Raw genomic sequence first — 25958 nt, forward strand, 5'->3', positions numbered from 1 at the left:
TTTCTTTCGGCGCCTCGGACTAACCGGGACCCGGTTATTTTCTTCCATCCTTTCCAACCCTTAACCTATTCGCGTATGCAGATTACCCAGCAGCCTACCAGTCCGGTGCTTCTCGAAAACCTGGCCGACTCGACCAGTATTCTGTTGAGCTTTCGGGAAGATGTTCCCAATCCGCAGCGCCGGCCGCTCAATGTAGCCCTGGTAATTGACCGCAGCGGCAGCATGGCCGGCGCCCCGCTGAAGCACGCCCTGAAAGCCGCCGCCGACTTCGTGGACCGCCTCACGGCCGACGACCGGCTGAGCGTGGTGGTGTACGACGACGTGGTAAACACCCTGCTGGACGCCACGCTGGTAACCGACAAGGAGGCCATCAAAGCCCTGCTGAAAAGCGTGCGGGCCGGGGGTATTACCAACCTGAGCGGGGGCTGGCTGCGGGGCTGCGAATTGGTAGCCAAGCACAAAACCGACAAGCACGTAAACCGCGTGCTGCTGCTCACCGACGGGCAGGCCAACCACGGCATCACCAACTCCGAAGTGCTGATTGCCACGGCCGGCAAAAAGGCCGAGGAGGGCATTTCCACCACCACGCTGGGCTTTGGGGCCCACTTCGAGGAAGATTTGCTGATCGGCATGGCCCGGGCCGCCGGGGGCAATTTCTACTTCATTCAGTCCCTGGACGATGCCGCCGACGTGTTCGGTATCGAGCTGGACAGCCTCAAGGCTATTGCCGCTCAGAATCTGACCGTCACGCTCACGCCCATCGGGCAAACCCAGATAACGGACGTGCTCAGTCTGGCTCGGGTAGAGCCCCAGGACGGCGGCCGGCTGGTGTTGCAGCTCGGTGATGTGCACGAGAACGAAGACAAGCTGCTGGGCCTGCAACTGCAGCTGCCGGCCCTGAACACGGGCAGCCACCAGCTGCTGCACGTGGCCTACCGCGCCGACGCCATTCGGGCGGGCAGCATCGAGGCCATTGCCGGGGAGCACATCGTGCAGATAACGGCCGGCAGCATCGACGCCGTAGCCGCGGCCGCCGATGGGGGCGTTACGATGGACCTGGCCCGCCTGCGCATTGCCCGCGACAAAGAGCAGGCCGTGGATATGGCCGATGCCGGGCAGCATGCCGAAGCGGAGGCGCTGCTCAGGCAGCTGGTGGCCGATCTGACGGCCAAGGGCTTGCACGAGCACTTCGAAGTTGCCGAGGAAATCGACCAGATCAACCACTACGCCCAGCGCATTGCCAGCCGCCACCTCGACAACGAGAGCCGCAAGGAGTTGCGCGACCAGGCCTTCCAGGGCCGCCGGGCCCGCGTCGAACTGTCGGGCCGCGGCGTGAGCGTGGACCAGGCCGCCCACGCCCTGCCCGTGGTGACGGAAGCCGGCTCCGGCGTGGAGCTGGTATGCTTCCGGGAAGGCGGTAAGCTGCGCGTGCGGGTGGTGTCGCCGGGCTACGACGACTTGAACATCCAGTTTCCGCGGGCTATTCGGGCCGAGGGAGCCCACTACATTGTGGAGGAGCTGGAACGCAGCCTCGACGGTACTTTTTACCGCGCCAAGGGTAACATTACCCGCCTCGTGCGGCCCGGCGAAACCGACGCCCTGGCCGGCGGCCACTACGGCGGCTCATCGCGCAGCACCAGTAGCAGCGCCAGCTCCCGCCCGGCCAAGCCGGCGACGACCCTGGCCGACCTGGAAGAAACCGACACCATCGGCTCGGGCATCCTGATTCAGTGCGTGAAAGACGGCAGCAAGCTGCGGGCCCGGGTGGTGAGCGACGGATTCGACCCCAACTGGAACATGCGCTTCCCCCGCGGCATCCGCGACGAAAGCACGCTGTTTGTGGTAGAGCAGGTAAATACGGCCCCGGACGGCAAATCATACATTGCCAGCGGCGACATCAAGCGCTTCGTGCAAACCACCTAGGTGGTTTAAGTGGTAGTCGATACGCCGCCGGGCTGCTCAGTAGCAGCGGTGGCCGGGCGGCTTGTTAACTGCCCGGCCGACTAAATCAGGCGCCACGACGAGTTCGGCCAATAGGGCGCTCCAACACTGGGGCGTCCTTTTTTTATGGCCCTACTTCAAACTGCGGCCACTGCCGGGACTAATGACATAATCTTAACACCCAATTACGGAGAGGGGCCGGCCGCTTTTCTTATCTTCATTAGATATAGACGATTGTTGTTTTTCAAACCTCAACCTTAAGACAGTCTTCTCTTTACGTTTTCCGCGTGCTTACCTGCGCCCTATTTTCCACTGCTGCCTTCGGCCTGATGTCGGCGGCACTTCACCTACGGCAACGCCGCCTCAGTTCTATGTTCCACAACCTCTACCTGCTTTCCTATGAAAACACTTCTCCGTGTTGCGCGGCCCGCCGGCCGCCAGATCCGCCCCTCGACGGTTAGGCTGCAACTGGCCCTGCTGATGCTTTTGCTGAGTTTGCTGGCCCTCACGGCCACAGGTCAGACCTTCCCCGCGGGCTTCAACCAGGTGCAGGTGACCAATGGCATCAGCAACCCTACGGTGCTGGCCTTTGCCCCCGACGGGCGCATTTTCGTGGGCGAGCAGGGCGGCGCCCTGCGCGTTATCAAAAACGGCAGCCTGCTGGCCGCACCCTTCGTGCGGCTGAGCGTGAATTCGAGCGGCGAACGGGGCCTGATCGGCATTGCCCTCGACCCGAATTTCAGCGCCAACGGCTATATCTACTTGTATTACACGGTCAGCACGGCGCCGCTGCGCAACCGCATTAGCCGCTTCACGGCTGCCGGCGACGTGGCCGTGGCGGGCAGCGAAGTGGTGGTGCTGGAGCTGGACCCGCTCAGCTCGGCTACCAACCACAACGGCGGAGCCATGAGCTTCGGACCCGACGGCAAGCTCTACGTGGCCATCGGTGAAAACGCCAACGGCAGCCACGCCCAGAACCTGGACACCTACCACGGCAAGTTTCTGCGCATCAACCCCGACGGCTCGGTGCCGGCCGGTAACCCCTTCCCCACCGGCTCGGAGCAGCGCCGCCGCGTGTGGAGCTACGGTCTGCGCAACCCCTACACGTTTGCTATTCACCCCACCACGGGCCGGATGTTCCTCAACGACGTGGGCCAGAACACCTGGGAGGAAATTGACGACGCCACCACCGGGGGCCGCAACTTCGGCTGGCCCGCCACCGAAGGCGCCACTACGGCCACCGGCGTGACCAGCCCCGTGTTCAGCTACCCCCACGGCACCGGCGACGGGCGGGGCTGCGCCATTACGGGCGGCACCTTTTTCAACCCGGCCAGTACCAACTACCCGGCTTCCTACGCGGGCAAGTACTTCTACCAGGACTTGTGCAACCAGTGGATCAACTACATTGACCTCTCGGGCAGCACGCCGGTGCGCTCGGCCTTTGCCACGGCCCTGCCCGGCAACGCGGTAGGCCTCACCACCGGCCTCGACGGCAACCTCTACTACCTGAGCCGCAGCGCCGGGGCCCTGTACAAAGTCGTGTATACGCCCTCGACCAGCGCGCCCGTCATTACCGGGCAGCCCGCCAACGTGAGCGTGGCCCCGGGTCAGGCGGCTTCGTTTCGGGTAACGGCTACCGGCACGACCCCGCTGAGCTACCAGTGGCAGAAGAACGGCGTGAACATCACGGGTGCCACTAGTGCTACTTACACCCTGGCCAGCGTAGCGGCAGCCGACGCCGGTCAGTACCGCGCTGTAGTCACCAACGCCGTGGGCACAGCCACCAGCACCGCCGCTACCCTGACCGTAACGACGCCTAACACCGCGCCTACGGCCCAGATTCTGACCCCGACCGAGGGCACTACCTACGTGGCCGGCACCACCATTACCTTCTCGGGCGAGGCCACCGACCCGGAGCAGGGCACCCTGCCGGCTAGCGCCTTCAGCTGGCGGGTCGATTTTCACCACGACACCCACGTGCACGACGGCACAGCGTTCAACCAGGGTTTGAAAACCGGCTCGTTCGCCATTCCCAACACCGGAGAAACAGCCGCCAACGTGTGGTACCGCCTCATCCTGACCGTGACGGACGCCGGCGGGCTGACCTCCACGGTGTTCCGCGACATTTACCCGCGCACCTCAGTGCTGAGCCTCGCCACTAACCCGGCCGGCCTGCGCCTCACCCTCGACGGGCAGCCCCTGACCACGCCCGCCACTGTGACCAGCGTGGAAGGCGTGCTGCGCACCCTGGGCGTGGTGAGTCCGCAGACGGTGAACGGGGTAACGTACGAGTTTACCGGCTGGAGCCAGGGCGGCACGGCGACCCAAACTCTGCCGACGCCCACCGCCGATGCTACCTACACGGCCAGCTTTCGGGTGGTGCCCGCCGGGCAATCTGTGACCAGCTTCACGCTGCTCGATGCCGACACCGACCAGCCCATTGCCGGCTACGACCCGCTGCCGGCCGGGGCCGTGCTCAACCTGGCGACGCTGCCCTCGCGCAACCTCAGCATCCGGGCCAATACCAACCCGGCCACGGTGGGCAGCGTGCGGTTTGCCTACGATGGCAACGCCAACTTCCGAACGGAAAACACGCCGCCCTACGCCCTGGCCGGCGACAATGGTCCGACTGATTACTTGCCCTGGACGCCCACCGTGGGCAGCCATACCCTGACGGCTACGCCCTACACCGCTACAGCCGCCACCGGCACGGCCGGCCAGGCCCTGACGGTGGCCTTCACCGTGACGGATGCTACGCTACGCACGCCCGAAAACCCGACCAATACCGTGGCGGGCCTCAATTACGGCTACTACGAGGGCACGGGCTGGAGCGTGCTGCCTACCTTCTCAACTCTGACGCCGGCCAAAACCGGCTCGGTAGCGGGCTTCGACCTGAGCCCGCGCAGCCGGGAGGAAAACTTTGCTTTCCGCTACACCGGCTACGTGCGGGTGCCGGCCGACGGGGTCTACACGTTCTACACCACTTCCGACGATGGCAGCCAGCTTTTTATTGGCAGCCAGCTGGTAGTGAACAACGACGGACTGCACGGAGCGGCCGAAAAGTCGAGCACGATTGGGCTGCGGGCGGGCGTACATGCCATTACCGTCACCTTCTTTGAGCGCACCGGCTCCCAGGTGCTGAGCGTGAGTTACGCCGGGCCGGGCTTGACCAAGCAAATAGTACCCGGCGCGGCGTTGTCGCGGCCCGGCAGTGCGCCGGCAGCCGTGTATCTGTCGGACCTGAACTGGACGGCGGCCAGCAGCGGCTGGGGCCCCGTGGAGCGGGACGGCAGCAACGGGGAGCTGGACCCGGCCGACAGCAAAACTATTAGCCTGGACGGCGTTACCTATGCCAAAGGCCTGGGCGTGCACGCCGCTTCCAATATAACATATTCCTTAAAAGGGGCCTACAGCCGCTTTCTGAGCGACCTGGGCGTGGATGACGAAGTCGGCAATAACGGCAGCGTCGTGTTTCAGGTGTATCTGGATGGCACGCTGGCTTACGAAAGCAGCCGGCTGACCGGCAGCTCGGCCACGGCCCGCCTCGACCTGAACGTCAGCGGCAAAAACGAGCTGCGTCTGGTTGTTACCAACGCCGGGGACGACAACAGCTACGACCACGCCGACTGGGCCGGAGCCCGCCTGCTGCCGGCCACCGAAGCCCAACCAGCACTACGGGCCACTACTCCAAAGCTGAAGGCGTTGCCCTTTGCCCTGTACCCCAACCCGGCCACCTCGTTCGTGAACCTGAGTTTGCGGCTGCCCGAAGCTCAAACCGTGCGCGTGACGGTGCTCGACGCGCTGGGGCGGCAGCTGCTCGACACTACCCTTGCAGCCGCCGCGGGCCGGAGTGAGCTGCCCGTGCCCTTGCGGGGCCTGGCGCCGGGGGTGTATCTGCTGACGGTGCAGGCCGGCACAAGTACCAGTACCCAGCGCCTGGTGGTAGCCGAATAGCGACCCTTCGCTCGTGAGCAAAGCCCGGCAGGGCGGGTCTTTGGGACTCGCCCTGCCGGGCTTTTTTCGGCCTGGCCCGGGCCGGCCGCTAACCTGAGTTTAGGGTAAATCGTGTATGTTCAGGCCTTAAAACTCCCGTATGCCCCTGATTCGCCCCGCTACCGCCGCCGACCTTCCCGCCATTCTGAGCTTGGTAAGCCGCGTAGTGCCCCTGATGCAGGCCAGTGGCAACCAGCAGTGGAGCGCCGACTACCCCAACGAAGAAGTTTTCCGCCAGGATATAACCCACGAGCAGCTCTGGGTAGCCGAGCTGGCCGGGCAGGTAGTGGGCGTGGCGGCCCTCACCCAGGACCAGGATGCGGAATATGCCCAGGCCGACTGGGACGCCACCGAAACCGCTATTGTAACCCACCGCCTGGCCGTGGACCCTGATACCCAGGGCCAAGGCGTGGCCGCCGCTTTGCTGCAACAGGCCGAGCAGCTGGCCCGGGAACGGGGCCTGAAGTCGCTGCGGGTGGATACCAACTCGGAAAACGCAGCTACTCAGCGGCTATTCCCCAAGCTGGGCTACCGCTTTGCGGGCGAAATCACGCTGGCATTTCGGCCGGGGCTGCGGTTTTTGTGCTACGAGAAGCGGCTGGGGTAACTTAGGCGTCGAACGGCCACCGCTTCAAGCGGCGGCTCCAGAGCAGAAACACCCCCGTGCCCAGCAGCATCATGACCAGAGCAGCCAGCTGAAAGTAGAGCTTGAAGTGCAGGGTGCCCCAGGTTACCTCGGCCGGGGCAATGCCGCCGAAAACGGCCAGCCACACGACGATGGCCACCAGCACCGGCACCGGATACAGGGGCATTTTGAACGGCAGAGAGGCCGTGCCCCGCCGGCGGCGCAGCAGCATCAGCCCGACGGCCTGACCCACGAACTGTACCAGAATGCGCATGGCCAGAATAGCTGAGATGACCTCGCCCAGCTTAAAGAGCAGGCTGAAGACGAAGCCCACGCCCCCCAGAATCAGCAGCGACACGTGGGGAAAGTGCTTGGTGGGGTGGGTTTTGGCAAAGACCGGCAGAAACTCGCCGTCGGCCGCCGCCGCGTAGGGAATGCGGGAGTACCCCAGCAGCACCGCAAACAGGGAGGCAAAGGCCACCAGCAGCACCAGGGCCGTGGCCGCAGTGGCCGCCACTGGTCCGTAGAGGCGCTCCATGAATACGCTGATGATGAACTGCGACTTGTCGCCGGCCCCAGCTTGCCAGGCTTGCACCTCCTGCCACGGAATAACGGTGCCCACACTCCAGTTCAAGAGCAGATACAGCGCGGCAATGCCCAGAATGCTCAGGAAAATACTGCGCGGAATTACCCGCTCGGGGTTCACGATTTCGGCGCCCAGGTGGCACACGTTGTAGTAGCCCAGGTAGGAATAGATAGTCTTGACGGCCGCCTGCCCCATGGCCGCCGACAGCAGCAGGCCCGTCAGGTGTCCATCCTGCCACGACAGCAGGCTGCCCAGGCCGCCGGCCGGAAACAGCTCGACCGGGTGGTTGGGGTGGGTAAGGCCGCCAAAAATCAGCCAGCCCATCAACCCCAGTACGCCCACCCAGAGCATCACGCCCAGCTTGCCAATATCCTCGATGCGGCGGTAGAGCAGCACGATGAGCAGCAGCACCACGCTGCCGGCCACCAGCTTGGGCTGCCACCACTCGGGCAGGGGCACGAGGTAGCTGAAGTACTGAGCGAAGCCGATGGCGCCCGAGGCCAGCACCAGCGGCGACTGAATCAGGGTTTGCCACACGTAGAGAAACGACATGAGCCGGCCCCACTTTTTCTCGCCGTAGGCCAGCTTCAGAAATTTGTAGCTTCCGCCCGCCTCGGGGTAGGCCGCACCCAGCTCGCTCCAGATCAGCCCGTCGACGGCAGCCAGGCCCGCGCCTACCAGCCAGGCCAGCAGAAAGTGCGGCCCCATGAAGCCCATGACTAGCGGCAAGGTCACGAAGGGCCCAATGCCCACCATGTCTATCATGTTCAGAGCCGTGGCCTGCACCAGGCCCAGACGGCGGCGCAGCGGGGCAGTCGTTTCGGTAGTAGTCGGGGTCATAGGCGGTAAAAGTCGGATAAAAGCGGATTGTTCACCCAAGCAATATTAACCCCGCGTTGCCGGGTTGCGTACCACGGGTTCTTTCCCTCTGCTTTTCACTATGGCCGGAAGCTCTTCAAAAATTGCCATTTACGGGGCCATCGGAGCCAACATTGCCATTGCCATCAGCAAGTTCGTAGCCGCCTTTTTCACCGGCTCGTCGGCCATGCTTTCCGAGGGCATTCACTCCCTGGTCGACAGCGGCAACGGCATCCTGATTCTCTACGGCGTGAAGCAGGCCGAAAAGCCCGCCGACACCCGCCACCCATTCGGGCGCAGCAAGGAGCTGTACTTCTGGGCCCTGATTGTGGCCGTGCTGGTGTTTTCGGTGGGCGGCGGCATGTCGTTCTACGAGGGTATCGAGCACCTGAAGCATCCGGCCCCCATCACCGACCCTACCTGGAACTACTGGGTGCTGGGCCTCTCGCTCGTTTTTGAGGGCATTTCCTGCTTTCTGGCGTTCCGGGAGTTCAACAAAAGCCGGGGCGACGCCGGCTTCTGGGCCACGCTGAGGCGCAGCAAAGACCCCTCCGTATTTGCCATTCTGATGGAAGATCTGGCCGCGCTGCTAGGTCTGACCATTGCCCTGCTGGGCGTGTATTTCGGGCATTTGCTCAACAACCCTTACCTCGACGGCGGCGCCTCCATCTGCATTGGCGTACTGCTGGTGTCGGTGGCTATCTTCCTGATCTACAAAACCAAGGGCCTGCTCGTCGGCGAAGGCGTGGACGAGGAAACCCTGGCCAGCATCGACGCCATTGCCCGGGCCGAGGCCGCCGTGGAAACCGTCCGTACCCCGCTTACCAGCTACCTGGGCCCGGCCGACGTGGTGCTGGCCCTGGACGTGCAGTTCAAGCGCGACCTGACGGCCGGGCAGGTCGAGCAGGCCATCGACCGGCTGCAGGACGCCCTGCGGGCCAAGCACCCCGAGTTCAAGCGTATTTTCATCGAGGCCAAATCCCTGAGTCAGAAGCAGCGCCAGGCGGAAGCATTGGCCTAACCTTGATTTCAGGCAGTATATTATTGCCGATTTCCGCTCTTATCATCTGCCGCATTCTTCTCCCACCCGGCGGTGGTTTTCTCTACGCAACCCCTTTCCTATGCCGAAGCTCAACGCCACTACCGCCACCTTGCCCGCCAACCCTTTTCAAACGTTCTGGATGGGCGGCTACGAATGCACCGACCAGCTCAACGCCTTCGGGCACCGCGTCGACTTCCTGCACACCACTGGCCACTTGCAGCGCCTCGACGCCGACTACCAGGATCTGCAGCCCTTTAATATCGGCTCGGTGCGGGAGGGAATCCGCTGGAGCCAGGTGGAAAAAACGCCCTACCAGTACGACTGGAGCACGGTGCAGCACATGCTGGACGCGGGCCGGCGCCACGGCATTCAGCAGATCTGGGACCTGTGCCACTTCGGCTACCCCGACGACCTGACGCCCCTGCACCCCATGTTTGCCCGGCGCTTCAGCCACCTCTGCCGCGCCTTCGTGGCCTTCTACCGCGCCCAGCGCCCCGACGATACGCTCATCGTGACGCCCATCAACGAGGTAAGTTTTATGAGCTGGCTAGGTGGCGACGTGCGCGGCACCTCGCCCTACTGCGTGGGCCAGGGCTGGGAAGTGAAGCGCGGCCTGATGCGGGCCTACATCGAAGGCGTGGCCGCCCTGCGCGAAGCCGACCCCGGCATCCGCATCCTGACCACCGAGCCCCTGATTCATATTGTGGCGGCCCCCAACGCCAATCGCGCCCAGCGGCAGCGGGCCCGGGAATTCGACGAAAACCAGTTTCAGGCCGTGGATATGCTTTCCGGCCGCCTCTGCCCCGACCTGGGCGGGCGCCCCGAATACCTTGACCTGCTGGGCTTCAACTATTACTACGACAACCAGTGGCAGCTCGACCCGCACCAGACCCTGCCCTGGGCCAACGATTTCAACGACCCGCGCTTCCGGCCCCTGAGCTTTCTGCTGCAGCGGGCCTGGCAGCGCTACCACCGCCCCGTGGTGCTCACCGAAACCAGCCACCCCGGCATCGACCGGCCGCTCTGGATTGAGATGATCGGCCGGGAATGCGCCGCAGCCTTGCAGGCCGGCGTGCCGGTCTTCGGCGCCTGCCTCTACCCCATCATCGACCGGCCCGACTGGGACCACCTCACGCCCTGGCACCGCGCCGGCCTCTGGGATGCCGACATTACCGCCTCCGACCCCGGCCTGACCCGCGTGCTCGACCAACCCTACGCCGAAGCGCTGCTGGTGGCCCAGGAAACCGTGTCGGCCGCTATTCCCAAGCCGCTGACGGTAGTTACCGAAGCCGACGTGGCCCTTTCCCTGTCCTTGACCTAGCCTCTGCCATCATGAGCCAACCAGCCCCCAACCCAGCCGGCACCGCCGACCTGCTGCACCACTTCGAGCAGGCGTTTGCTGATTCCACGCTGTCGGCCCAGGAAGCGCGGGAGCTGCGGGCCCGGCTGGCAGCGCACGGGCAGCAGGGCCCGGCTCTGGCGACGCTGCGGCAGCAGCTCTTTGCCATGGCGCGGGAACGGTTCAACTCCTTCGAGGACAAAGCCGTGGTGGAGTGGCTGGAGGCGGCCAGCGCCTTGCTGTTGCCCCTGGCTCCACCCCAGCCGGCCCACACTACGGTGCATTTCAGCCCCGGCGCCGAGTGCGTGGAGGCCATCCGTCGGTTTATCAGTCAGGCGGCCCAGCAACTGGATGTGTGCGTGTTTACCATTTCCGATGACCGGATAACGGACTCTCTGCTGGCCGCTCACCGGCGCGGCGTGGCTATCCGGCTGCTCACCGACGACGACAAGCTGCACGACAAAGGCTCGGACGTGGTGCAGCTGCACGCCAACGGCCTGAGCATCCGGACCGACTGCACGACCAACCACATGCACCACAAGTTTGCCGTGGCCGACCGGCGCCTGGTACTGACCGGCAGCTACAACTGGACCCGCTCGGCGGCCCTCTACAACCTGGAAAACCTGCTCATCACCGACGATACCACGGCCGTGCGGCGCTACAGTGCCGAGTTTGACCGGCTCTGGGCCGAAATGCCCGTGTTTGAGGGCAAGTAAATCCGTGGGCGACGGGTTATCTTGCCGGGCCTTATTTTGCTTTGATGACTGCTGCCCCCGCCTTTGCCTGTTCGTACCTCGCCACGCCTATTGGGCTGCTGGAGCTGAAAGGCTCGGAAGCCGGGCTGGCCGCCGTGACGTTTCTGGACGCGCCAGGCCTACTCACCGAAACCCCGCGGGCCAGCGTGGCCGAGTGCCTGCGCGAGGCACACCAGCAGCTGCAAGCCTACTTCGGCCGCGAGCTGCGCGACTTTTCCTTGGTCTACGACCTGACGCGCGGCACTGACTTTCAGCGCCAGGTGTGGCAGGTGCTGCAGGGCGTAGGCTACGGCCGTACCGCTTCCTACCTGGACCTGGCCCGGCAGCTGGGCAACCCCGGCGCGGTGCGGGCCGTGGGTGCCGCCAACGGCCAGAACCCATTGGCCATCGTGTGGCCCTGCCACCGCGTTATCGGGGCCGGTGGGCAGCTGACGGGCTACGCCGGGGGCCTGCCGCGCAAAAAGTGGCTGCTGGCCCACGAGCAGCCCGCCGCCCAGGGCAACCTGTTTGGCTAGCCCGCGGCCCCCACAAATTTGCGCAGAGCCTGGTAGATGACATTGTCTTTCCAATAGAGTTGCAGCACCATGGGCACGTGCTTTTTGCCCGCCAGCACCGCAAACTCCGGCTCCCGCCCGAGCGTCTTTAGCTTCTGTCGGAACTTCTCACTGCTGCTACTGATGGACGGGTAGGTTTCGCCGCCAATAAACATGAGAAATGGCGGCGTTTGAGCCGTAACATAGTACATCGGCGACACGGCTTTCCACCCCGCGGGGTCTTGGCCGAAGGGCACCAGGTACTGCTCGTCGCCGCCGTACTGCATCTTGCGCAGGTAGTCGTACATATCCAGGCCGGCCGGGTCGTCGAGGATGGCGCCGCGCACGGGGTTGGCGGCCAGGCCGCGCCGGCTGAAAAGCTGATTATCGGCGGCCAGCAGCGCGGCCAGCCCACCCCCGGCCGAGTGGCCCATAGTAAACACCCGCTGCGGGTCGCCGCCGTACTCGGCAATGTGCTGGTAGGTCCAGACCACGGCCCGGGCGCAGTCGTCGGCCATGGCGGGCACCTGCGCCTGCGGGGCCAGCCGGTAGTTGATAATCACGGCCACGACGCCCTGTTTGGCCAGGCGCCGCCCGATAAAGGAGTAGAGGTTTTTGTTGCCGCTGTTCCAGTTGCCGCCGTGAATAAAGACCACTACGGGGTAGGGCACGGCGGCTTTTCGGCGCGGAGCATACACGTTGAGGCGGTGGCGCTGGGTGTCGAAGCCCGCTTCAGAAGTAGGCACGTAGGCAATATCGGTGGTGCGGCGGCTGGGCCGGGCCTGGGCTACTTCATTGGCTACCAGCACCAGCACCACGATAAGCAGCAGGGCGGGCAGCGCCAGGAAACGGAATAAGGTCATGCAAAAGGGTTTCGGCCAAGATTCACGCCGGCTTCAGGAACCGGGCGCCCCGCTATATACTTTATAACCCAGGGTCCGGATTGGCAGGCGTGCCCGGTTGGTGGGCGCCGCGCTATATTTGCCAGGGCTGTTTACGCGGTCTGTTCCCACTTCTGTTCTTACTTCAGCGTTTTATATGAAAAAGTATTTGTTGCTCCTGGCGTGCGGCTTTATTCTCGGGGCCGCTCCGGCGCAGGCTCAGCGCAAAACCAAGGTTAAGGTAAAGTCGGATGCGGCCGGCACGACGGCCAACCGCCAGCTGCCGCTGTTCGGGGGCCTATCGGTGGAAGCGGCCCAGCAGGTGATGGGTGCGGCCTTTCTGACCAGCATCGACAAAAGCTTCCCCTCCCGGGCCGAGGCCAGCAAGTTCTTCGCCAACAAAGGCTACGAGTACATCACCGAAAACAAGCCCGACACGGCCCTCTACCGCTTCAACCTGGCCTGGCTGCTCGACCCGAAAAACGCCGATGCCTACCGCGGGCTGGGCATTGTGGCCAGCCGCAACGAGACGCCCGACGAGTCCATCAGCCTGCTGACCCAGGGCCTGGTGCTGGCCCCCTCCAACTCCTTGATGCTGGTTGACCTGGGCACCAGCTACCTGATTCGCCATCAGCAAACCAAAAAGAAAAAGGACTTGGAGCAGGCCTATAAATATCTGGAGCAGGCCCTGGCCGCCGATGCCACCAACGCCTATGCCTGGCAGCAGATGGCGCGCGTGCACTACCTGCGCGAAGACTACGCCAAGGCCTGGGAAGCCGTGCACAAAGGCCAGAGCCTGAACGTAAGCAGCCTGGACCTGGACCTGATCAGCGACCTGACGGCCAAGCTGCCCGACCCCAAAGGCATGTTCAAATAAGCCTGGGGCGGTGCCCGACAGCAACGGTAAAGTGCTAACGCCCGTATTCCGGCTGCTTACCAACTGTAACAGGCCGTGAATTTTCGACTGCTTTCCCTCGCCAGCTTGCTGCTTTTCTCTCTTTTGGCCCACACCGTTCAGGCCCAGGGCCCCGAGCGGCGGAAGCGGCATTTCACCAACTCGGCCCGGCCCTACCACCGGGGCCCGATCTACTTCACACTGGGCGGCGGGGCGGCCTTTTACAACGGCGACCTGGCCGAAAGCCTGGGCGACAACCTGCCGGGCCCCAGCGGCAGCATCGGGGTGCTGTACCTGGTACGGCCCCGCGTAGTATTGGGCACCGAGCTTTCCCTTTTTAAGCTGGGCGCCAAAGACCAGCTGCCCGAGCGGGGCTATGCTTTCCGGGGCCGCAACGGCTCGTTGGTGGGCTTTGTGCGCTACGAGCTGGTGCGGGATGAGTCCGAGTTTGCCGACTCGCGCGGCGCCGGTGCCCTGATCAAGCCCTACGTGAAAGTCGGGGGCGGTTTTCTGCTCTACACGCCCGAGGCCTACATGGGCGACGGCCGGCCCGTGCCCAGCACCGTTTTCCTGACTTCGGAGCGCAACGACTACCCGGCCACGGCCCTGGTAGCCCCGGTGGGCCTGGGCTTCGTGTTTCGGCTGCTGCCCAACCTGAACGCCACGGCTGAAGGCAGCTACTACTTCACTTCCACCGACCACCTCGACGACATCAGCCAGCGCGGCAACGCTACCCGCAACGACGGCTACGGCCTGCTGGAGCTCAAGCTCGAATACTCGCCCTGGCGATAAACCCGCTTCCGGAACCACAGTTGCCTAAAGCAGCGCCCACTAAAAAAGGCCCGTCATCCGACGGGCCTTTTTTAGTGGGTGTGAGGCTCTACAAAAAACCTTATTCCTTCACGAAACGCTGACGGTAGATGGTCTGCCCGTCGCTGACGGTCAGCGTGTACAGGCCTTTGGCCAAGCCCGACACGTTCAGCTGCCCGTTGCCTTCGTAGCGGGCCGCCGTGCTGGTAGCGCCGCGCACGTCCAGCACCTGCACCGATACCACGCTGGCATTGTTCGGCAGCAGCACGGTCAGGCGGTCAGTAGCGGGGTTCGGATACACGTCGAACTGGGTGGAAGCTGTGCTGCCCGAGATGCCGTGCACGCCAGCCACAGCCGCACCGCCGCTTATAGTCACGCTGTAATCCTCGGTTTCGCCGTAGCTGTAGGCGTTGCAGCTACCCGTGCCCGAGTTGTCGCTCATCACCACGCGCAGGCGGGTTTTGCCGTTTTTGGCCGACAAGGGCACCGTGAAGCCCGAGCTGCGCGTGGCGCTGCTGGTAGAAGCGGCGGCGCTAACCACCAGCTCACCGGCATCGGTGAAGAGGCCGTTCTGGTTGTAGTCGATGTATACTTTGAAGTATTCCGCGTAGGCCGTGCCCACGAAGCCGGCACTGTAGCTGATGGTCTGGGCGGTACCAGCCGTCAGGGTCGGGGCCGCCAGAGCCGTACCGTTGTAGTAGCCGGCATCAGCGCCCGACGTGCGCGTCAGGGTGCCCAGGGCCACGTAGTCGATGAACTCGTAGGCGACGCTGTTGGCTTTCGAGGTGCAATACGTGACGCCGGTGGGTGGCGGTGTGCCCCCGCCGTAAGCGGCGCCCACGCCCACGGCGTTCCAGGCGTTGGTCACGGCAATTTCCTGGGCCGAGCCGGCCCCGTACAGGTCTTTGGCCGACTGAATCGAGTAAGTACGGGCCGCGGCGTAGTTGCTCGAGGCCGTCAGGTACACGCTTTCGGTGCGGTAGGCAATTTTGGCGGCGGCATCAATGCCGATACCGGTAACGCTGAATGAGGTGCCTTTGTCGTTGGTGCCGCTGCCGCCCACAGCCAGGCGGTAAAACCAGTGGTTGAGCACGCCCGAGTTAGTGTGCACTCCGCCGTAGTCGCCGCTGCCGGCATACCAGTAGGTGCCCTGGTAGGTATCGGGCTGGCCTTCGGCGTTGGGGTTGCTCATCGAGCGCAGCGAGGGCCGCACCTTGTCGATGTCTTCGCCAATGAGCCAGGTTTGCTTGTCGGGAGCCTTGTAATACTCCACGCAGGCGCCCCAGATGTCGGAGAAGCCTTCATTTAGTGCCCCCGATTCGTAGGAATAGGTCAGGTTGGCCGTGCTGGAGCACACCGCGTGGCCAATTTCGTGGGCTGCCACGTCGAGCGAGGTCAGCGGGTCGAAGCGGGAGGCGCCGTCGCCGTAGGTCATGCGCGAGCCGTCCCAGAAGGCATTTTCGTAGCCTGCCCCGCCCGGCGTATCGTCGAAGTGCACGTAGCTCCTGATTTTGGCGCCGGCGTTGTTGTAGGAGTTGCGGCCGTGCACGTTTTTGAAGTAGTCGTAGGTGCCCTGGGCACCCCAGTGCGCGTCGAGGGCTGCATTATCGAAGGCAGCGTTGTTGTACTCCGTCCAGCTGTTGTCGGCATCGATGAAGTCGACGGCGGCGGTGTAGCTGTTGCTTTTGCGGCAGTTGTAGGTTTCAATGCCCAGGCCGCGCGTCAATTCCCGCAGGCGGTAGCCACCGGTGGCCGTTTCGGTGGCCCCGGTCTGGGTACCCGAGTACTTGGTGCCAAACGTGCCCGTGGCGGCCACGTGCTTGATAATATTGTCCTGCATCACCACCTGGCCGGTGTGCGCGTCCACGTAGATGTAGGCGCGGCTGACGGGCTGCTGGGCGTAGATGTTGAACTTCCAGGCCAGCGTGGGCTGCCCCGCCTGCGCGGTGCCCGCGGCCCGCTGGTTTTCCACAATCACCAGCTCGCCCTGGGGCTTGTAGGTGGCCGCGGGGTTGTTGTCCTGGTCTTTCAGACCGGCTTCCTCGGCCGCATCCTGCCACATGTACTTCTTGGCCCCCACAAACTGCAGGGCCGCCTGCAACGCCGCCGATGCACTAACGGCGGGCGTCACGTTCAGCTTTTCAATCCGCTCGAAGCTGCCGCTCATGCTTTGCACGGCGCCGTCTTTGGCGTGCAGTGTGTAGGCAGCATGCTCCACCTTGATGCCCTTGTAGTATTGTTGGTGCCGCTCGTGGGCAAAGCCCAGCTGGTCGATTTCGGTCTTGCTGCGCAGCATCTGGTCGTTGGCGCCCAGCTGCAACTGCTCGGCAAAGGCTTTGCGGGCGTCGTTCAGGGTGTAGGCCGGAGCATCGGCGCGGAAAGCCACCAGCGCGGGCGTACCCTTGTCGGACAAGACCTTTTGCTGAACGTTTGTTTTTTGCTGGGCCTGGGCAGTAGAGCACGCAAGGCCACTAGCCAGTAGCAAGGCTACCGCTGCGTAATTTTTTCTCATGGGATGGTTGGCTTGAAAGATGATAGAAAGGAACGGGCTTCGGATTGGCTACCGAACAACAGAATGGCAATAACTCGGCATTATTATGGTCTTATTACTATTGAATTTACTAATTAGTTGACACTTTATTGCAAAATCTTCAATAAAAGTAAGTAGCCACCGAATATCCCGCCTTCTCTGGCCATGTTTCTAGGCCGCGCGGCCGGGGCATTTGCCGGCTGCGGCGCACAGCCAAGCCGCTACTTTTACACGTTCCCTTGATATTGTGACTTTCAACCTAACTACTGGAGCAACATGACGAACCGCTGGAATCTGGAAGGCCGCACGGCTTTGGTTACCGGAGCTTCTAAAGGCATTGGGGCCGCCGTGGCCGAGGAGCTGCTGCGCTTCGGAGCCACCGTAGTAGCCGTGGCCCGCCATGCCCCCGACCTCGAAGCTCAGGTGGCCGAGTGGCGGCGCCAGGGCCTGGACGCCCACGCCCTGACGGCCGACGTGAGCCGCCCCGACGACCGCCAAAATCTGCTGCACGAGTTCAGCCGGCAGTGGCCCAAGCTGGATATTCTGGTCAACAACGTGGGCACCAACATCCGCAAGTCGACGGCCGTGTACAGCGCCGAGGACTACCGCCACGTGATGGAAACCAACCTGGAATCGGTGTTTGGCATGTCGCAGGGTGCCTACGAGCTGCTCAAGCTGGCCCAGGGCTGCATCGTGAATGTGTCGTCGGTGGCGGGCCTCACGCACCTGCGCACTGGCTCGGTGTACGGCATGACCAAGGCGGCCATCATTCAGCTGACCCGCAACCTGGCCGTGGAGTGGGCCCCCGACAACATCCGGGTGAACTGCGTGGCGCCCTGGTACATCCGCACGCCGCTGGCCGCCGGAGTGCTCAGCAACGAGCAATACCTGCACAGCGTGCTGGACCGCACCCCCATGCAGCGCGTGGGCGAACCGGAGGAAGTAAGCAGCGCCGTGGCCTTTCTGTGTTTGCCCGCCGCCAGCTACATCACCGGCCAGACGCTGAGCGTGGACGGCGGCTTCAGCGTGAATGGTTTCTAGACCACGGATTCAGCGGATTTTGTGGGCGGTTGTTTCCCAACGTGTCCTTGCGAGGCGTAGCCGAAGCAATCCGTCCTCTGCGCAGTACGACACAGCCTGTTACCAGAAAGCCCTTTCCTACTTGCGTGGGAAAGGGCTTTTCAGTTTAGAAGGCTCGGCACATTTCAGAGGACGGATTGACGCCGCTTCATGCGCGGAATGTCCTTCGTCCTCGCAAGGACACGGGTTTCATATTTCTCTCACTTCCCGCTCTATTGGTGTAAAGCCGCTTCGTAGCGGGCAAAGGCGCCTTCGCTTGAGTCCAGGTAGAGGAAGGGCTCAATCAGCTCCAGCTCCATGAGCAGGAACTCGCCGTGGGAGTCTACCCCATCGACGCGGGCGTAGAGGCAGCCCTGGGCAAACTGGGCCACGATGCTGTCGGCGGCCTGGCGCAGGTGAGCCGGGGCTTTGCGGGGCTCGATGCCGCCGCCCAGGTAGTGCTGCACCCGGAAGTCGCCCGACTTGGGCGTTTTCAGCACGCAGTGGCTGTATTTGCCGCCCAAATACACGAGCGACCATTCGCCCTCAGTCTGGATTTCGGGCTGGAAGGGCTGCACCAGGAAGTCTTCGTGCTGCACCAGCTCGGTGAGCAGCGGCAGCCGCTCGGCCGTTTCAGGGCGGGTCAGGGTGAAGGTGTTTTTGGCGCCGCCGCTCACGGCGGGCTTCACCACCAGCTGGTCACTTTTCAGCAGGTCAAACAGCTCATCAATCACCACGGTGCTGCCTTTCGGGAGCCAGTGCGTGGGCACGATTTTCACGCCGGCCTGCTCCAGGTCGCGCAGGTACTTCTTATCGGCATTCCAGCGGATGATGTGGGAGGGGTTGAGCAGCTCGATGCCGGTAGCGTCCATCCGGTCGAGCCAGGCGTAGAAATCATCGACCCGGTCGAAGTAGTCCCAGGGCGACTTCACCACTACTTTGTCGTAGCCCGCCCAGTCGACGGCCGGGTTGGTCCAGACGCGGGGGGCTACCTGGTGGCCCTGGCTGCGCAGGTGGCGCGTGAGCAGGGTATCTTCATCTTCAACGGTAGGAGCGGCGTATTGCGCGAGACTCTCGCAGGTAACCAGGGCAATGTTCATTCGGGGGAAGCTTACTTTTTGGCGGTCAGGTAATCGGCGGCCAGGGTGGCCAGCGTGGTAACGCCCAAGGTCAGGCCGCTTTCGTCGATGCGGAAGCCGGGCGTGTGGTGGGGGCCGGTGGTGGCCGGGTCGGTGCCCTTGGTCATGCCGCCCACGAAGACGAACAGGCCCGGTACTTTCTCCTGGAAGAAGGCAAAGTCCTCGGCCCCGGTCACGGCCTTTTGCAGCACTACTTTATCGGCGCTGCCGGCGGCCGTGCGCAACGAGGGCAGCATCTTGTCGGTCAGCTTGAGGTCGTTGTAGGTCACGGGGGCGTAGTTCACGATGTCGACTTCGGCCGTGGCCCCGGCGCTGGCGGCAATGCCGGTGGCCGTACGGCGAATGTCCTCCCAGATCTTGCGCTGCATGTCCTTGTTCAGCGTCCGGATGGTGCCGGTCAGCTCCACCTGGTCCGGGATGATGTTGTTGCGCACCCCGCCGTGAATCATGCCCACCGTAATGACAGCCGCGTCCTCGGTCAGCAGGGTCTGGCGGCTGATGATGGTTTGCAAGCCCAGCACAATCTGCGAGGCCGTTACCACCGGGTCCACGCTCAGCCAGGGGTAGGCCCCGTGCGCCGATTTGCCTTTTACCTTGATGGTAAACACGTCGGACGAAGCCATTTCACCCCCGGGCCGGTACTTGAGCGTGCCCACTTCGGTCTGGGCGTTGATGTGCACCCCGAAGATGGCATCGACCTTGGGGTTGTCGAGCACGCCCTGCTTCACCATGAGCTTGGCGCCGCCTTCCTCGCCGGGCAGGGAGCCTTCCTCGGCGGGCTGAAAGATAAACTTGATGGTACCGGGCAGGTCCTTTTTCACCTGGCTCAGCACCTCGGCCGCGCCCATCAGCATGGCCACGTGGGTATCGTGGCCGCAGGCGTGCATCACGCCTACTTCCTGGCCGTTGTACTGGGTGCGGGCCTTGCTGGCGAAGGGCAGCTCGTTCTTTTCCGTGACGGGCAGCGCATCCATGTCGGCGCGCAGGGCTACTACGGGGCCGGGCTTGCCACCCTTCAGAATACCCACCACGCCGGTGCGGGCCACGCCGGTCTGCACTTCCAGGCCCAGACTTTTGAGGTGGGCGGCAATGATACCGGCCGTGCGGGTTTCCTGGTTGCCCAGCTCGGGGTGCTCGTGCAGGTCGCGGCGCCAGGCTATAACCTTGGCTTCCTCGGCGGCGGCCAGCTTGGCAATGCGGGCATCGAGGGCGGCATTCTGAGCGGTGGCGGGAGCCGCGGCCAGGGCGGTCAGCAGGCCGGCGGCGGCCAGGAAAAAGTAGCGTTGGTTCATCCGAAACTGGAAAAGCAGGCGTTAAGCAGGCAAGGTACAATGCCGGACGCATTTGCTGAAGCCGCCGGGCGCGCCGGCCGCCGCCAGCTGTTGGTCACGACAGTCCCAGGTTCTTGTAAAAAGCCAATTTGTGCTCGTCGTTTCCGCCCGACCCCGTATCTTAGGGGCAATGCCTGGCTTACCTCTCCCCGCTTTTCTCGTCAAACTGACGCCGCTGCTGCTGGCCCTGCTGCTGGCGGCGCCGGCGCCCGCCCAGACCACCCCGGCCCGCCTGGTTCCGTTCCGGAAAGGCGCCAAGTGGGGCTACGCCGACCAGAGCCGCCGCATCGTGCTGCCCCTGCAGTATGACGAGGCCGGCCCTTTCGTGCAGGAGCTGGCCTGGGTGCGCGTCGGCAGCCTCTACGGCTACATCGACGGGGGCGGCAACCCCGTCACGCCCATTCAGTTCACCAAAGCCGGCTCCTTCTCCCACGACCGGGCCACGGTGGAGCTGGCGGGCGAAACCTTCCAGATTGACGGCAGCGGCAAGCGCGTAACGGCCCCCGCCGAGCCCGAGCCGGAAAGCGAGTTTCTCACCCAGGGCGACCTGCTGCGGCAAAACGGCAAGGTCGGGTTCCGCTTCACGGTGGGCCAGGCCGTGGTGCCGGCCATCTACGACGAGATTCAGGAGAACTACAACGGCTTACTCTTCGTGCGCCAGGGCCAGAAGTGGGGCGTGCTCAACAACAAGGGCAAGCTGACGCTGCCTATCGAGTACGACGCCATCCGGGCCGTGGAGGCCAACAACTTTGCCTTCGCCATCGTGGAGCAGCAGGGCCTGTATGGGTACCTGGCCGAGGATGGCCGCCTGCTGGTGCCCCTCAAGTACAGCGCCGCCGAGCCCTTCGTGGCCAGCGTGGCCCGCGTAACGACCCCCGACGGCCGCAGCGGCTACATCGACACCCGCGGCCGGGAGTATTTCGAGTAGGCGCGGCCGGGTAGCCGGGCGGGTCAGGGCTTGGGAGGCTCTGCACCGGTGCAGAATGGCTGCCGGGCCCTCTTTAGTGCCCCTGCACCGGTGCAGGACGCATCCAGCACCCCCGGCAGCCGTCCTGCACCGGTGCAGGCCATGTCCGGAGCCCCCGGTAGTCATCTTGCACCGGTGCAGGATGACTACCGGGGCGCCTTTGGTCATTCTGCACCGGTGCAGAACGTCTCCGGGGTAGGCTGGAGCCATCCTGCACCAGTAGCAAGAGGCTTCGGGTGCCCCCGCAGGCTTCTGCCACCAGTGGCAACGGTTTCTGGGGTGGGCTGGATAGGCTTGCTACCGGTGACGGATGCAAATACTTACCGGGCAACGTATCTTCCGGATGCAGACCGGGGTCGGGGCTGCGTTATGCCGTACCCCACGTTATCCAACCGCCGCTATGCTCGACCTGCCCCTTCTGAACGTACGCCTGAATCCTTGCCATGAAGACTGGCAGCAGATGACGCCCACCGCGCAGGGCCGCCACTGCGCCAGTTGCCAGCGCACCGTCCACGACTTCACCACCGCCACCCAGGCCGACCTGATGGCTGCCCGCGCCGCCTCGGCCGACGGGCGCCTGTGTGGTCGGTTCCGGCAGGCGCAGCTGGCCCCGGCCCAGCCACAGTTGCGCCCGAAGCTGCGGCGGTTTCTGGTAGCCCTGGTGCTGGTGTGCGGGCTGGGACTAAGCAGTGGCGAGGCGTGGGCGCAGGTGCGGAAGGCTGAACTTAATACGCGGGCTGTACCGCCTGCCGGGCTGCAACTCAAAAGGCCCGAGGAGTTGAGCCCGGTTTCCCTGACGGATGATGTAGATCAGCTACTCGCGCCAGCGGGGCCAACACCGGAGCGAATGGTATTTGTTGGCTCCGTCGAGCAGATGCCGCAGTACCCCGGCGGCATGGACGCTCTGATTGCCTACCTCGGGCAAAACACCCGCTACCCTGACAGCGTCACGGCTTCGGGCAAGGTATTCGTCAGCTTTCTGCTCACGAAAACCGGGGCCATAACCAATGTCCGCATCACGCGGGGAGTCAATCCGGCCTTGGATGCGGAGGCCCTGCGCGTAGTGCAGCAAATGCCACCCTGGCTATCCGGTGAGCAAAATAACTTGCCGGTGGATGTGAGCTACACCATGCCCATCACCTTCAGCCGGGAGCCGGACACTGGTGCCCACAAGCAGAAAGGCAAGCGCCGGGCCGCCGGCCGGTAGGCGCTAATCTTAAGAGCATCATCGGCGGTTCGGGGAAAAATTCGCACTTTAATCCCGCTATATTTCCACCGAACCCACTTCCCTGCGCCTTATGATCTTTACGCCCAGCCCCATGCTCCTCAAGCTGCTCTATACCCGCGGCAGCCTGCACAACACGCCCGAGGGTGTGGCCTTCAGCATCAAAAACCGCCTCGACACGGTGCGCATCACCCGCATCGACTACGTGCAGGTGGACGATGTGCGTCTGGGCGTGGAGCAGATTGCCCTGGACCTGGGCGGGGGCGACGTGCGGCCCGCCACCGTGTTCAACGCCGACAGCAGCGGCTACGAGCTGCCCGTGGGTCAGGCGGCCACGTTTCATCTGGCCACCGAGCACCTTAAGGAGGGCATTCACAAGGTGCGGGTGCAGTTCTCAGCCGACCCCTTCGGCGACCTGAACGTGGAGGTGGAAGATGCCATCGTCAACATTCCCGATACCCGCACCCGCATTCCGCGTCAGGACCAGGACGACTACTCCGAGGCCGCCATTCAGGCCCGGCAGCGCTTCGCCGAAGAGTTTTCGGGCGAGGAGTTCAAGCACCTGAAGCACTACTCCTTCGACCCGCACATGCTGCAGGGCAACTGCGAGCATTTCACCGGCGTGGCCCAGATTCCGGTGGGCCTGGCCGGCCCGCTGACCGTGAACGGGGAGCACGCCCAGGGCGACTTTCTCATTCCGATGGCTACCACCGAAGGCACGCTGGTGGCCAGCTACAACCGCGGCATTCAGGTGCTCAACCTCTGCGGGGGCGTGAAGTGCACCGTCATCGGCGACGCCATGCAGCGGGCCCCGGTCTTTGTGTTCGACGACGCCCGCGGGGCCCGCGACTTCGGCAAGTGGGTAGAACAGGAAATCGAGAAGATCCGGCCCGAGGCCGAAAGCACCTCCCGCATTGCCAAGCTCCAGTACATCGATACCTACCTGAGCAACAAGTTCGCCTACCTGCGCTTCAACTACAGCACCGGCGACGCGGCCGGCCAGAACATGGTGGGCCGGGCCACCTTCGCGGCCTGCTCCTGGATTCTGGAAAACTACAAGGGTGCGCCCATCCGCCACTTCTACCTCGAATCGAACTTCGCCACCGACAAAAAGGCCAGCCAGATCAACGTGATGCGCACCCGGGGCAAGCGCGTGGTGGCCGAGTGCGTCATCAAGCGCGACATTCTGCAGCAGCGCATGCGCGTGACGCCCGAGCAGCTGGCCTACCACGGGCAGGTGAGCAACGTGGGGGCCTTTCTGAGCGGGGCCAACAACAACGGCGCCCACTCGGCCAACGGCATTACGGCCCTCTTCATTGCCACCGGCCAGGACGTAGCCAACGTGTCGGAATCGTCGGCGGGCGTGCTGTACTCGGAAGTGACCAAGGAAGGCGACCTGTATCTGAGCATCACCATTCCTTCCCTCATCGTAGCTACTCACGGCGGCGGCACGGGCCTGGCCACCCAGAACGAGTGCCTGCGCATGCTGGGCTGCGTGGGCCGGGGCACAGTGAACAAGTTTGCCGAAATAGTGGCCGGCGTGGTGCTGGCCGGCGAGCTGAGCCTGGGCTCGGCCATTTCATCGTCCGACTGGGTGAGCAGCCACGAGCAGTACGGCCGCAACCGGTAGGACAGATAGGATGGAACATCATTCCTCGCTCTGCCCGGAATGATGTTCCATCCTATCTGTCATCCTGGGTATTCCGCGCATTAAGCGGCGACGAAAGGCCTTATCACGCTAGCACGAATCGTAGAAACCCCAGTTGTTTTACTCCCACAAAGTCGTTCCCGAAGCTCAGGCATGACCGACTTGCCAGCCTTACAACCACACACCTATTGCCCGCTATGAATAAACTTGTACTGCTAAGCCTGCTGAGCCTGCCGGCCCTGGCACGCGCCCAATCGGCCCATCCCAACGTGCTGATCAGCGTGCAGAACTCGCCCAACGAAACCAGCATTGCCATCAACCCCAAGAATACCCAGGAGCTGGTGGCCGGGGCCAACCTCAACAACCAGTACACCTCGCTCGACGGGGGCCGCACCTGGACCTGGCGCACCCTGACCTCGCCCTACTCGGTGTGGGGCGACCCGGTGGTGGTAGCCGACACGACGGGCGCCTTCTACTACTTCCACCTGTCGAATCCCGGGGCCACGTCCATCGGCTTCCCCTTCATCGACCGGCTGCTGGTGCAGCGCACGGCGCAGGCGGCTATCCCCTTCAGCTACCGCAGCTTTTTCGGCCTGAACCCGCCCAAGCAGCAGGACAAGGAGTGGGTGGCTGTGGACCGCAAAACCAACACCCTGTACGCCACCTGGACCGAATTTGACGCCTACGGCAGCCTCAGCTCCCGCGACAGTACCCGCATTCTGTTCTCCAAGTCCACGGACCAGGCCCAAACCTGGAGCCCGCCCCGGCGCATCAGCTTCTACGGCGGCGACGCGGTGGATGAGGACGCCACGGTGGAAGGCGCCGTGCCGGCCGTGGGCCCCAACGGCGAAATCTACTCGGCCTGGGCCGGGCCGCGCGGCATCGTCTTCAACCGCAGCCTGGATGCCGGCCAAACCTGGCTGCCCAAGGAAAAACCCATCGTGAGCCAGCCCGGCGGCTGGGACTACGCCGTGCCGGGCATCTACCGGGCCAACGGCCTGCCCGTGACGGCCTGCGACGTAAGTACCGGCCCCCACCGCGGCACCCTGTACGTGAACTGGACCGACCAGCGCAACGGCCCCTCCGACACCGACGTGTGGCTGGCGCGCAGCACTGACGGCGGCCAGACCTGGAGTGCGCCCCTGCGGGTGAACAACGACCCGCCCGGCCGCCACCAGTTCTTTACCTGGATGACCGTAGACCAGAAAACCGGCTACCTGTGGTTTGTCTTCTACGACCGGCGCAGCTACCCCGACACCCGCACCGACGTGTATGGCGCCCGCAGCACCGACGGCGGCCGGACCTTCCAGAACTTCCGGCTGAGCCAGACGCCGTTTGTGCCCAATGAGAACGTCTTTTTCGGCGACTACACCAACATCACGGCCCACGACAACGTGGTGCGCCCCGTCTGGACGCGGCTAGACAACACGCAGTCCAGCGCCTGGACGGCCCTGATTGACCCGACGGTGCTGGCCGCCAAAGGCACCCTGCCCGACCTGACGCTGCAAACCTACCCCAACCCGGCCGCCCACACCCTGCACCTGGCCCTGGATTTGCCCACGGCGGCCCTGGCCCACATCGACCTGCAAACCACTACGGGCCGGCACGTGCGCACGGCGCTGCACCAGCAGTTGGCGGCGGGTCATCAGCAGCTCAGCATTCCGGTGCGCGACCTGGCGGCGGGGGTGTATCTGCTGGAAATGAAGATCGGCAATGCCGTGCTGCACCGCAAAGTCACGGTGCTGCATTAGTTCAGGCTAATCGAACGTCAACAGAAAGGGCCGCTGATATCAGCGGCCCT

At 63.9% G+C, this 25958-nt stretch carries 19 protein-coding genes; 14 read left to right on the plus strand and 5 right to left on the minus strand.

Going from position 1 to position 25958, the window contains the following annotated elements; translation table 11 throughout:
- The first annotated feature begins 75 nt into the window (after window positions 1-75).
- From LGH70_RS12500 to LGH70_RS12510, 3 genes are all read left to right on the plus strand, one after another.
- Window positions 76-1923: a vWA domain-containing protein gene (locus LGH70_RS12500; protein ID WP_226186040.1), complete on the plus strand. Its 1848-nt coding sequence runs from the start codon at window positions 76-78 to the stop codon at window positions 1921-1923.
- Window positions 1924-2340: 417 nt separating this feature from the next.
- Window positions 2341-5895 (plus strand): PQQ-dependent sugar dehydrogenase, encoded by a 3555-nt coding sequence (locus LGH70_RS12505; RefSeq protein WP_226186041.1) that lies wholly within the window; start codon window positions 2341-2343, stop codon window positions 5893-5895.
- A gap of 139 nt (window positions 5896-6034) precedes the next feature.
- Window positions 6035-6541: a GNAT family N-acetyltransferase gene (locus LGH70_RS12510; RefSeq protein ID WP_226186042.1), complete on the plus strand. Its 507-nt coding sequence runs from the start codon at window positions 6035-6037 to the stop codon at window positions 6539-6541.
- A gap of 1 nt (window position 6542) precedes the next feature.
- Here the strand turns inward: LGH70_RS12510 and LGH70_RS12515 are convergent, their stop codons facing one another.
- Window positions 6543-7985, minus strand: a complete 1443-nt coding sequence (locus LGH70_RS12515; protein ID WP_226186043.1) for an APC family permease — start codon at window positions 7983-7985, stop codon at window positions 6543-6545.
- A gap of 100 nt (window positions 7986-8085) precedes the next feature.
- Here LGH70_RS12515 and LGH70_RS12520 point away from each other — a divergent pair, with 100 nt between their 5' ends.
- From LGH70_RS12520 to LGH70_RS12535, 4 genes are all read left to right on the plus strand, one after another.
- A complete protein-coding gene (locus LGH70_RS12520) occupies window positions 8086-9024 on the plus strand; it encodes a cation diffusion facilitator family transporter (protein ID WP_226186045.1) in 939 nt (312 codons plus the stop codon).
- A gap of 100 nt (window positions 9025-9124) precedes the next feature.
- Window positions 9125-10366, plus strand: a complete 1242-nt coding sequence (locus tag LGH70_RS12525) for a glycoside hydrolase family 1 protein (protein WP_226186047.1) — start codon at window positions 9125-9127, stop codon at window positions 10364-10366.
- Between the two features lie 11 nt (window positions 10367-10377).
- A complete protein-coding gene (locus LGH70_RS12530; RefSeq protein ID WP_226186048.1) occupies window positions 10378-11100 on the plus strand; it encodes a phospholipase D-like domain-containing protein in 723 nt (240 codons plus the stop codon).
- A gap of 44 nt (window positions 11101-11144) precedes the next feature.
- Complete coding sequence (locus tag LGH70_RS12535) at window positions 11145-11654, plus strand: methylated-DNA--[protein]-cysteine S-methyltransferase (RefSeq protein ID WP_226186050.1); 510 nt, start codon at window positions 11145-11147, stop codon at window positions 11652-11654.
- Here the strand turns inward: LGH70_RS12535 and LGH70_RS12540 are convergent.
- Window positions 11651-12535, minus strand: a complete 885-nt coding sequence (locus tag LGH70_RS12540; RefSeq protein WP_226186052.1) for an alpha/beta hydrolase — start codon at window positions 12533-12535, stop codon at window positions 11651-11653. The two genes, LGH70_RS12535 and LGH70_RS12540, sit on opposite strands and share 4 nt — an antisense overlap.
- A gap of 175 nt (window positions 12536-12710) precedes the next feature.
- On the opposite strand from LGH70_RS12540, the gene LGH70_RS12545 reads away from it, so the two are divergent.
- Together LGH70_RS12545 and LGH70_RS12550 are read left to right on the plus strand one after the other, a co-directional pair.
- Window positions 12711-13430: a tetratricopeptide repeat protein gene (locus tag LGH70_RS12545; protein WP_226186054.1), complete on the plus strand. Its 720-nt coding sequence runs from the start codon at window positions 12711-12713 to the stop codon at window positions 13428-13430.
- Window positions 13431-13553: 123 nt separating this feature from the next.
- Entirely contained in the window at window positions 13554-14240 is a 687-nt protein-coding gene (locus LGH70_RS12550) for a hypothetical protein (RefSeq protein ID WP_226186056.1), read from the plus strand.
- Window positions 14241-14340: 100 nt separating this feature from the next.
- Here the strand turns inward: LGH70_RS12550 and LGH70_RS12555 are convergent, their stop codons facing one another.
- A complete protein-coding gene (locus LGH70_RS12555; protein ID WP_226186058.1) occupies window positions 14341-16671 on the minus strand; it encodes a M4 family metallopeptidase in 2331 nt (776 codons plus the stop codon).
- Between the two features lie 393 nt (window positions 16672-17064).
- Here LGH70_RS12555 and LGH70_RS12560 point away from each other — a divergent pair, with 393 nt between their 5' ends.
- The gene (locus LGH70_RS12560) at window positions 17065-17829 is read left to right on the plus strand and encodes an SDR family oxidoreductase (protein ID WP_226186060.1); all 765 of its coding nucleotides are present in this window, start codon (window positions 17065-17067) and stop codon (window positions 17827-17829) included.
- A gap of 251 nt (window positions 17830-18080) precedes the next feature.
- Here the strand turns inward: LGH70_RS12560 and LGH70_RS12565 are convergent, their stop codons facing one another.
- Window positions 18081-18947, minus strand: a complete 867-nt coding sequence (locus tag LGH70_RS12565) for an ATP-grasp domain-containing protein (RefSeq protein ID WP_226186062.1) — start codon at window positions 18945-18947, stop codon at window positions 18081-18083.
- Between the two features lie 11 nt (window positions 18948-18958).
- Window positions 18959-20278, minus strand: a complete 1320-nt coding sequence (locus LGH70_RS12570) for an amidohydrolase (RefSeq protein ID WP_226186063.1) — start codon at window positions 20276-20278, stop codon at window positions 18959-18961.
- A 169-nt stretch (window positions 20279-20447) separates the two neighbouring features.
- On the opposite strand from LGH70_RS12570, the gene LGH70_RS12575 reads away from it, so the two are divergent.
- From LGH70_RS12575 to LGH70_RS12590, 4 genes are all read left to right on the plus strand, one after another.
- Window positions 20448-21245, plus strand: a complete 798-nt coding sequence (locus LGH70_RS12575) for a WG repeat-containing protein (protein WP_226186065.1) — start codon at window positions 20448-20450, stop codon at window positions 21243-21245.
- Window positions 21246-21684: 439 nt separating this feature from the next.
- Entirely contained in the window at window positions 21685-22491 is an 807-nt protein-coding gene (locus LGH70_RS12580) for an energy transducer TonB (RefSeq protein WP_226186067.1), read from the plus strand.
- Between the two features lie 91 nt (window positions 22492-22582).
- The gene (locus tag LGH70_RS12585) at window positions 22583-24139 is read left to right on the plus strand and encodes a hydroxymethylglutaryl-CoA reductase (RefSeq protein ID WP_226186069.1); all 1557 of its coding nucleotides are present in this window, start codon (window positions 22583-22585) and stop codon (window positions 24137-24139) included.
- 215 nt (window positions 24140-24354) lie between these two features.
- Window positions 24355-25908, plus strand: a complete 1554-nt coding sequence (locus tag LGH70_RS12590) for a T9SS type A sorting domain-containing protein (protein WP_226186071.1) — start codon at window positions 24355-24357, stop codon at window positions 25906-25908.
- Window positions 25909-25958 lie beyond the last annotated feature (50 nt).

It is taken from the genome of Hymenobacter nitidus (assembly GCF_020447315.1).
GTDB lineage: Bacteria > Bacteroidota > Bacteroidia > Cytophagales > Hymenobacteraceae > Hymenobacter > Hymenobacter nitidus.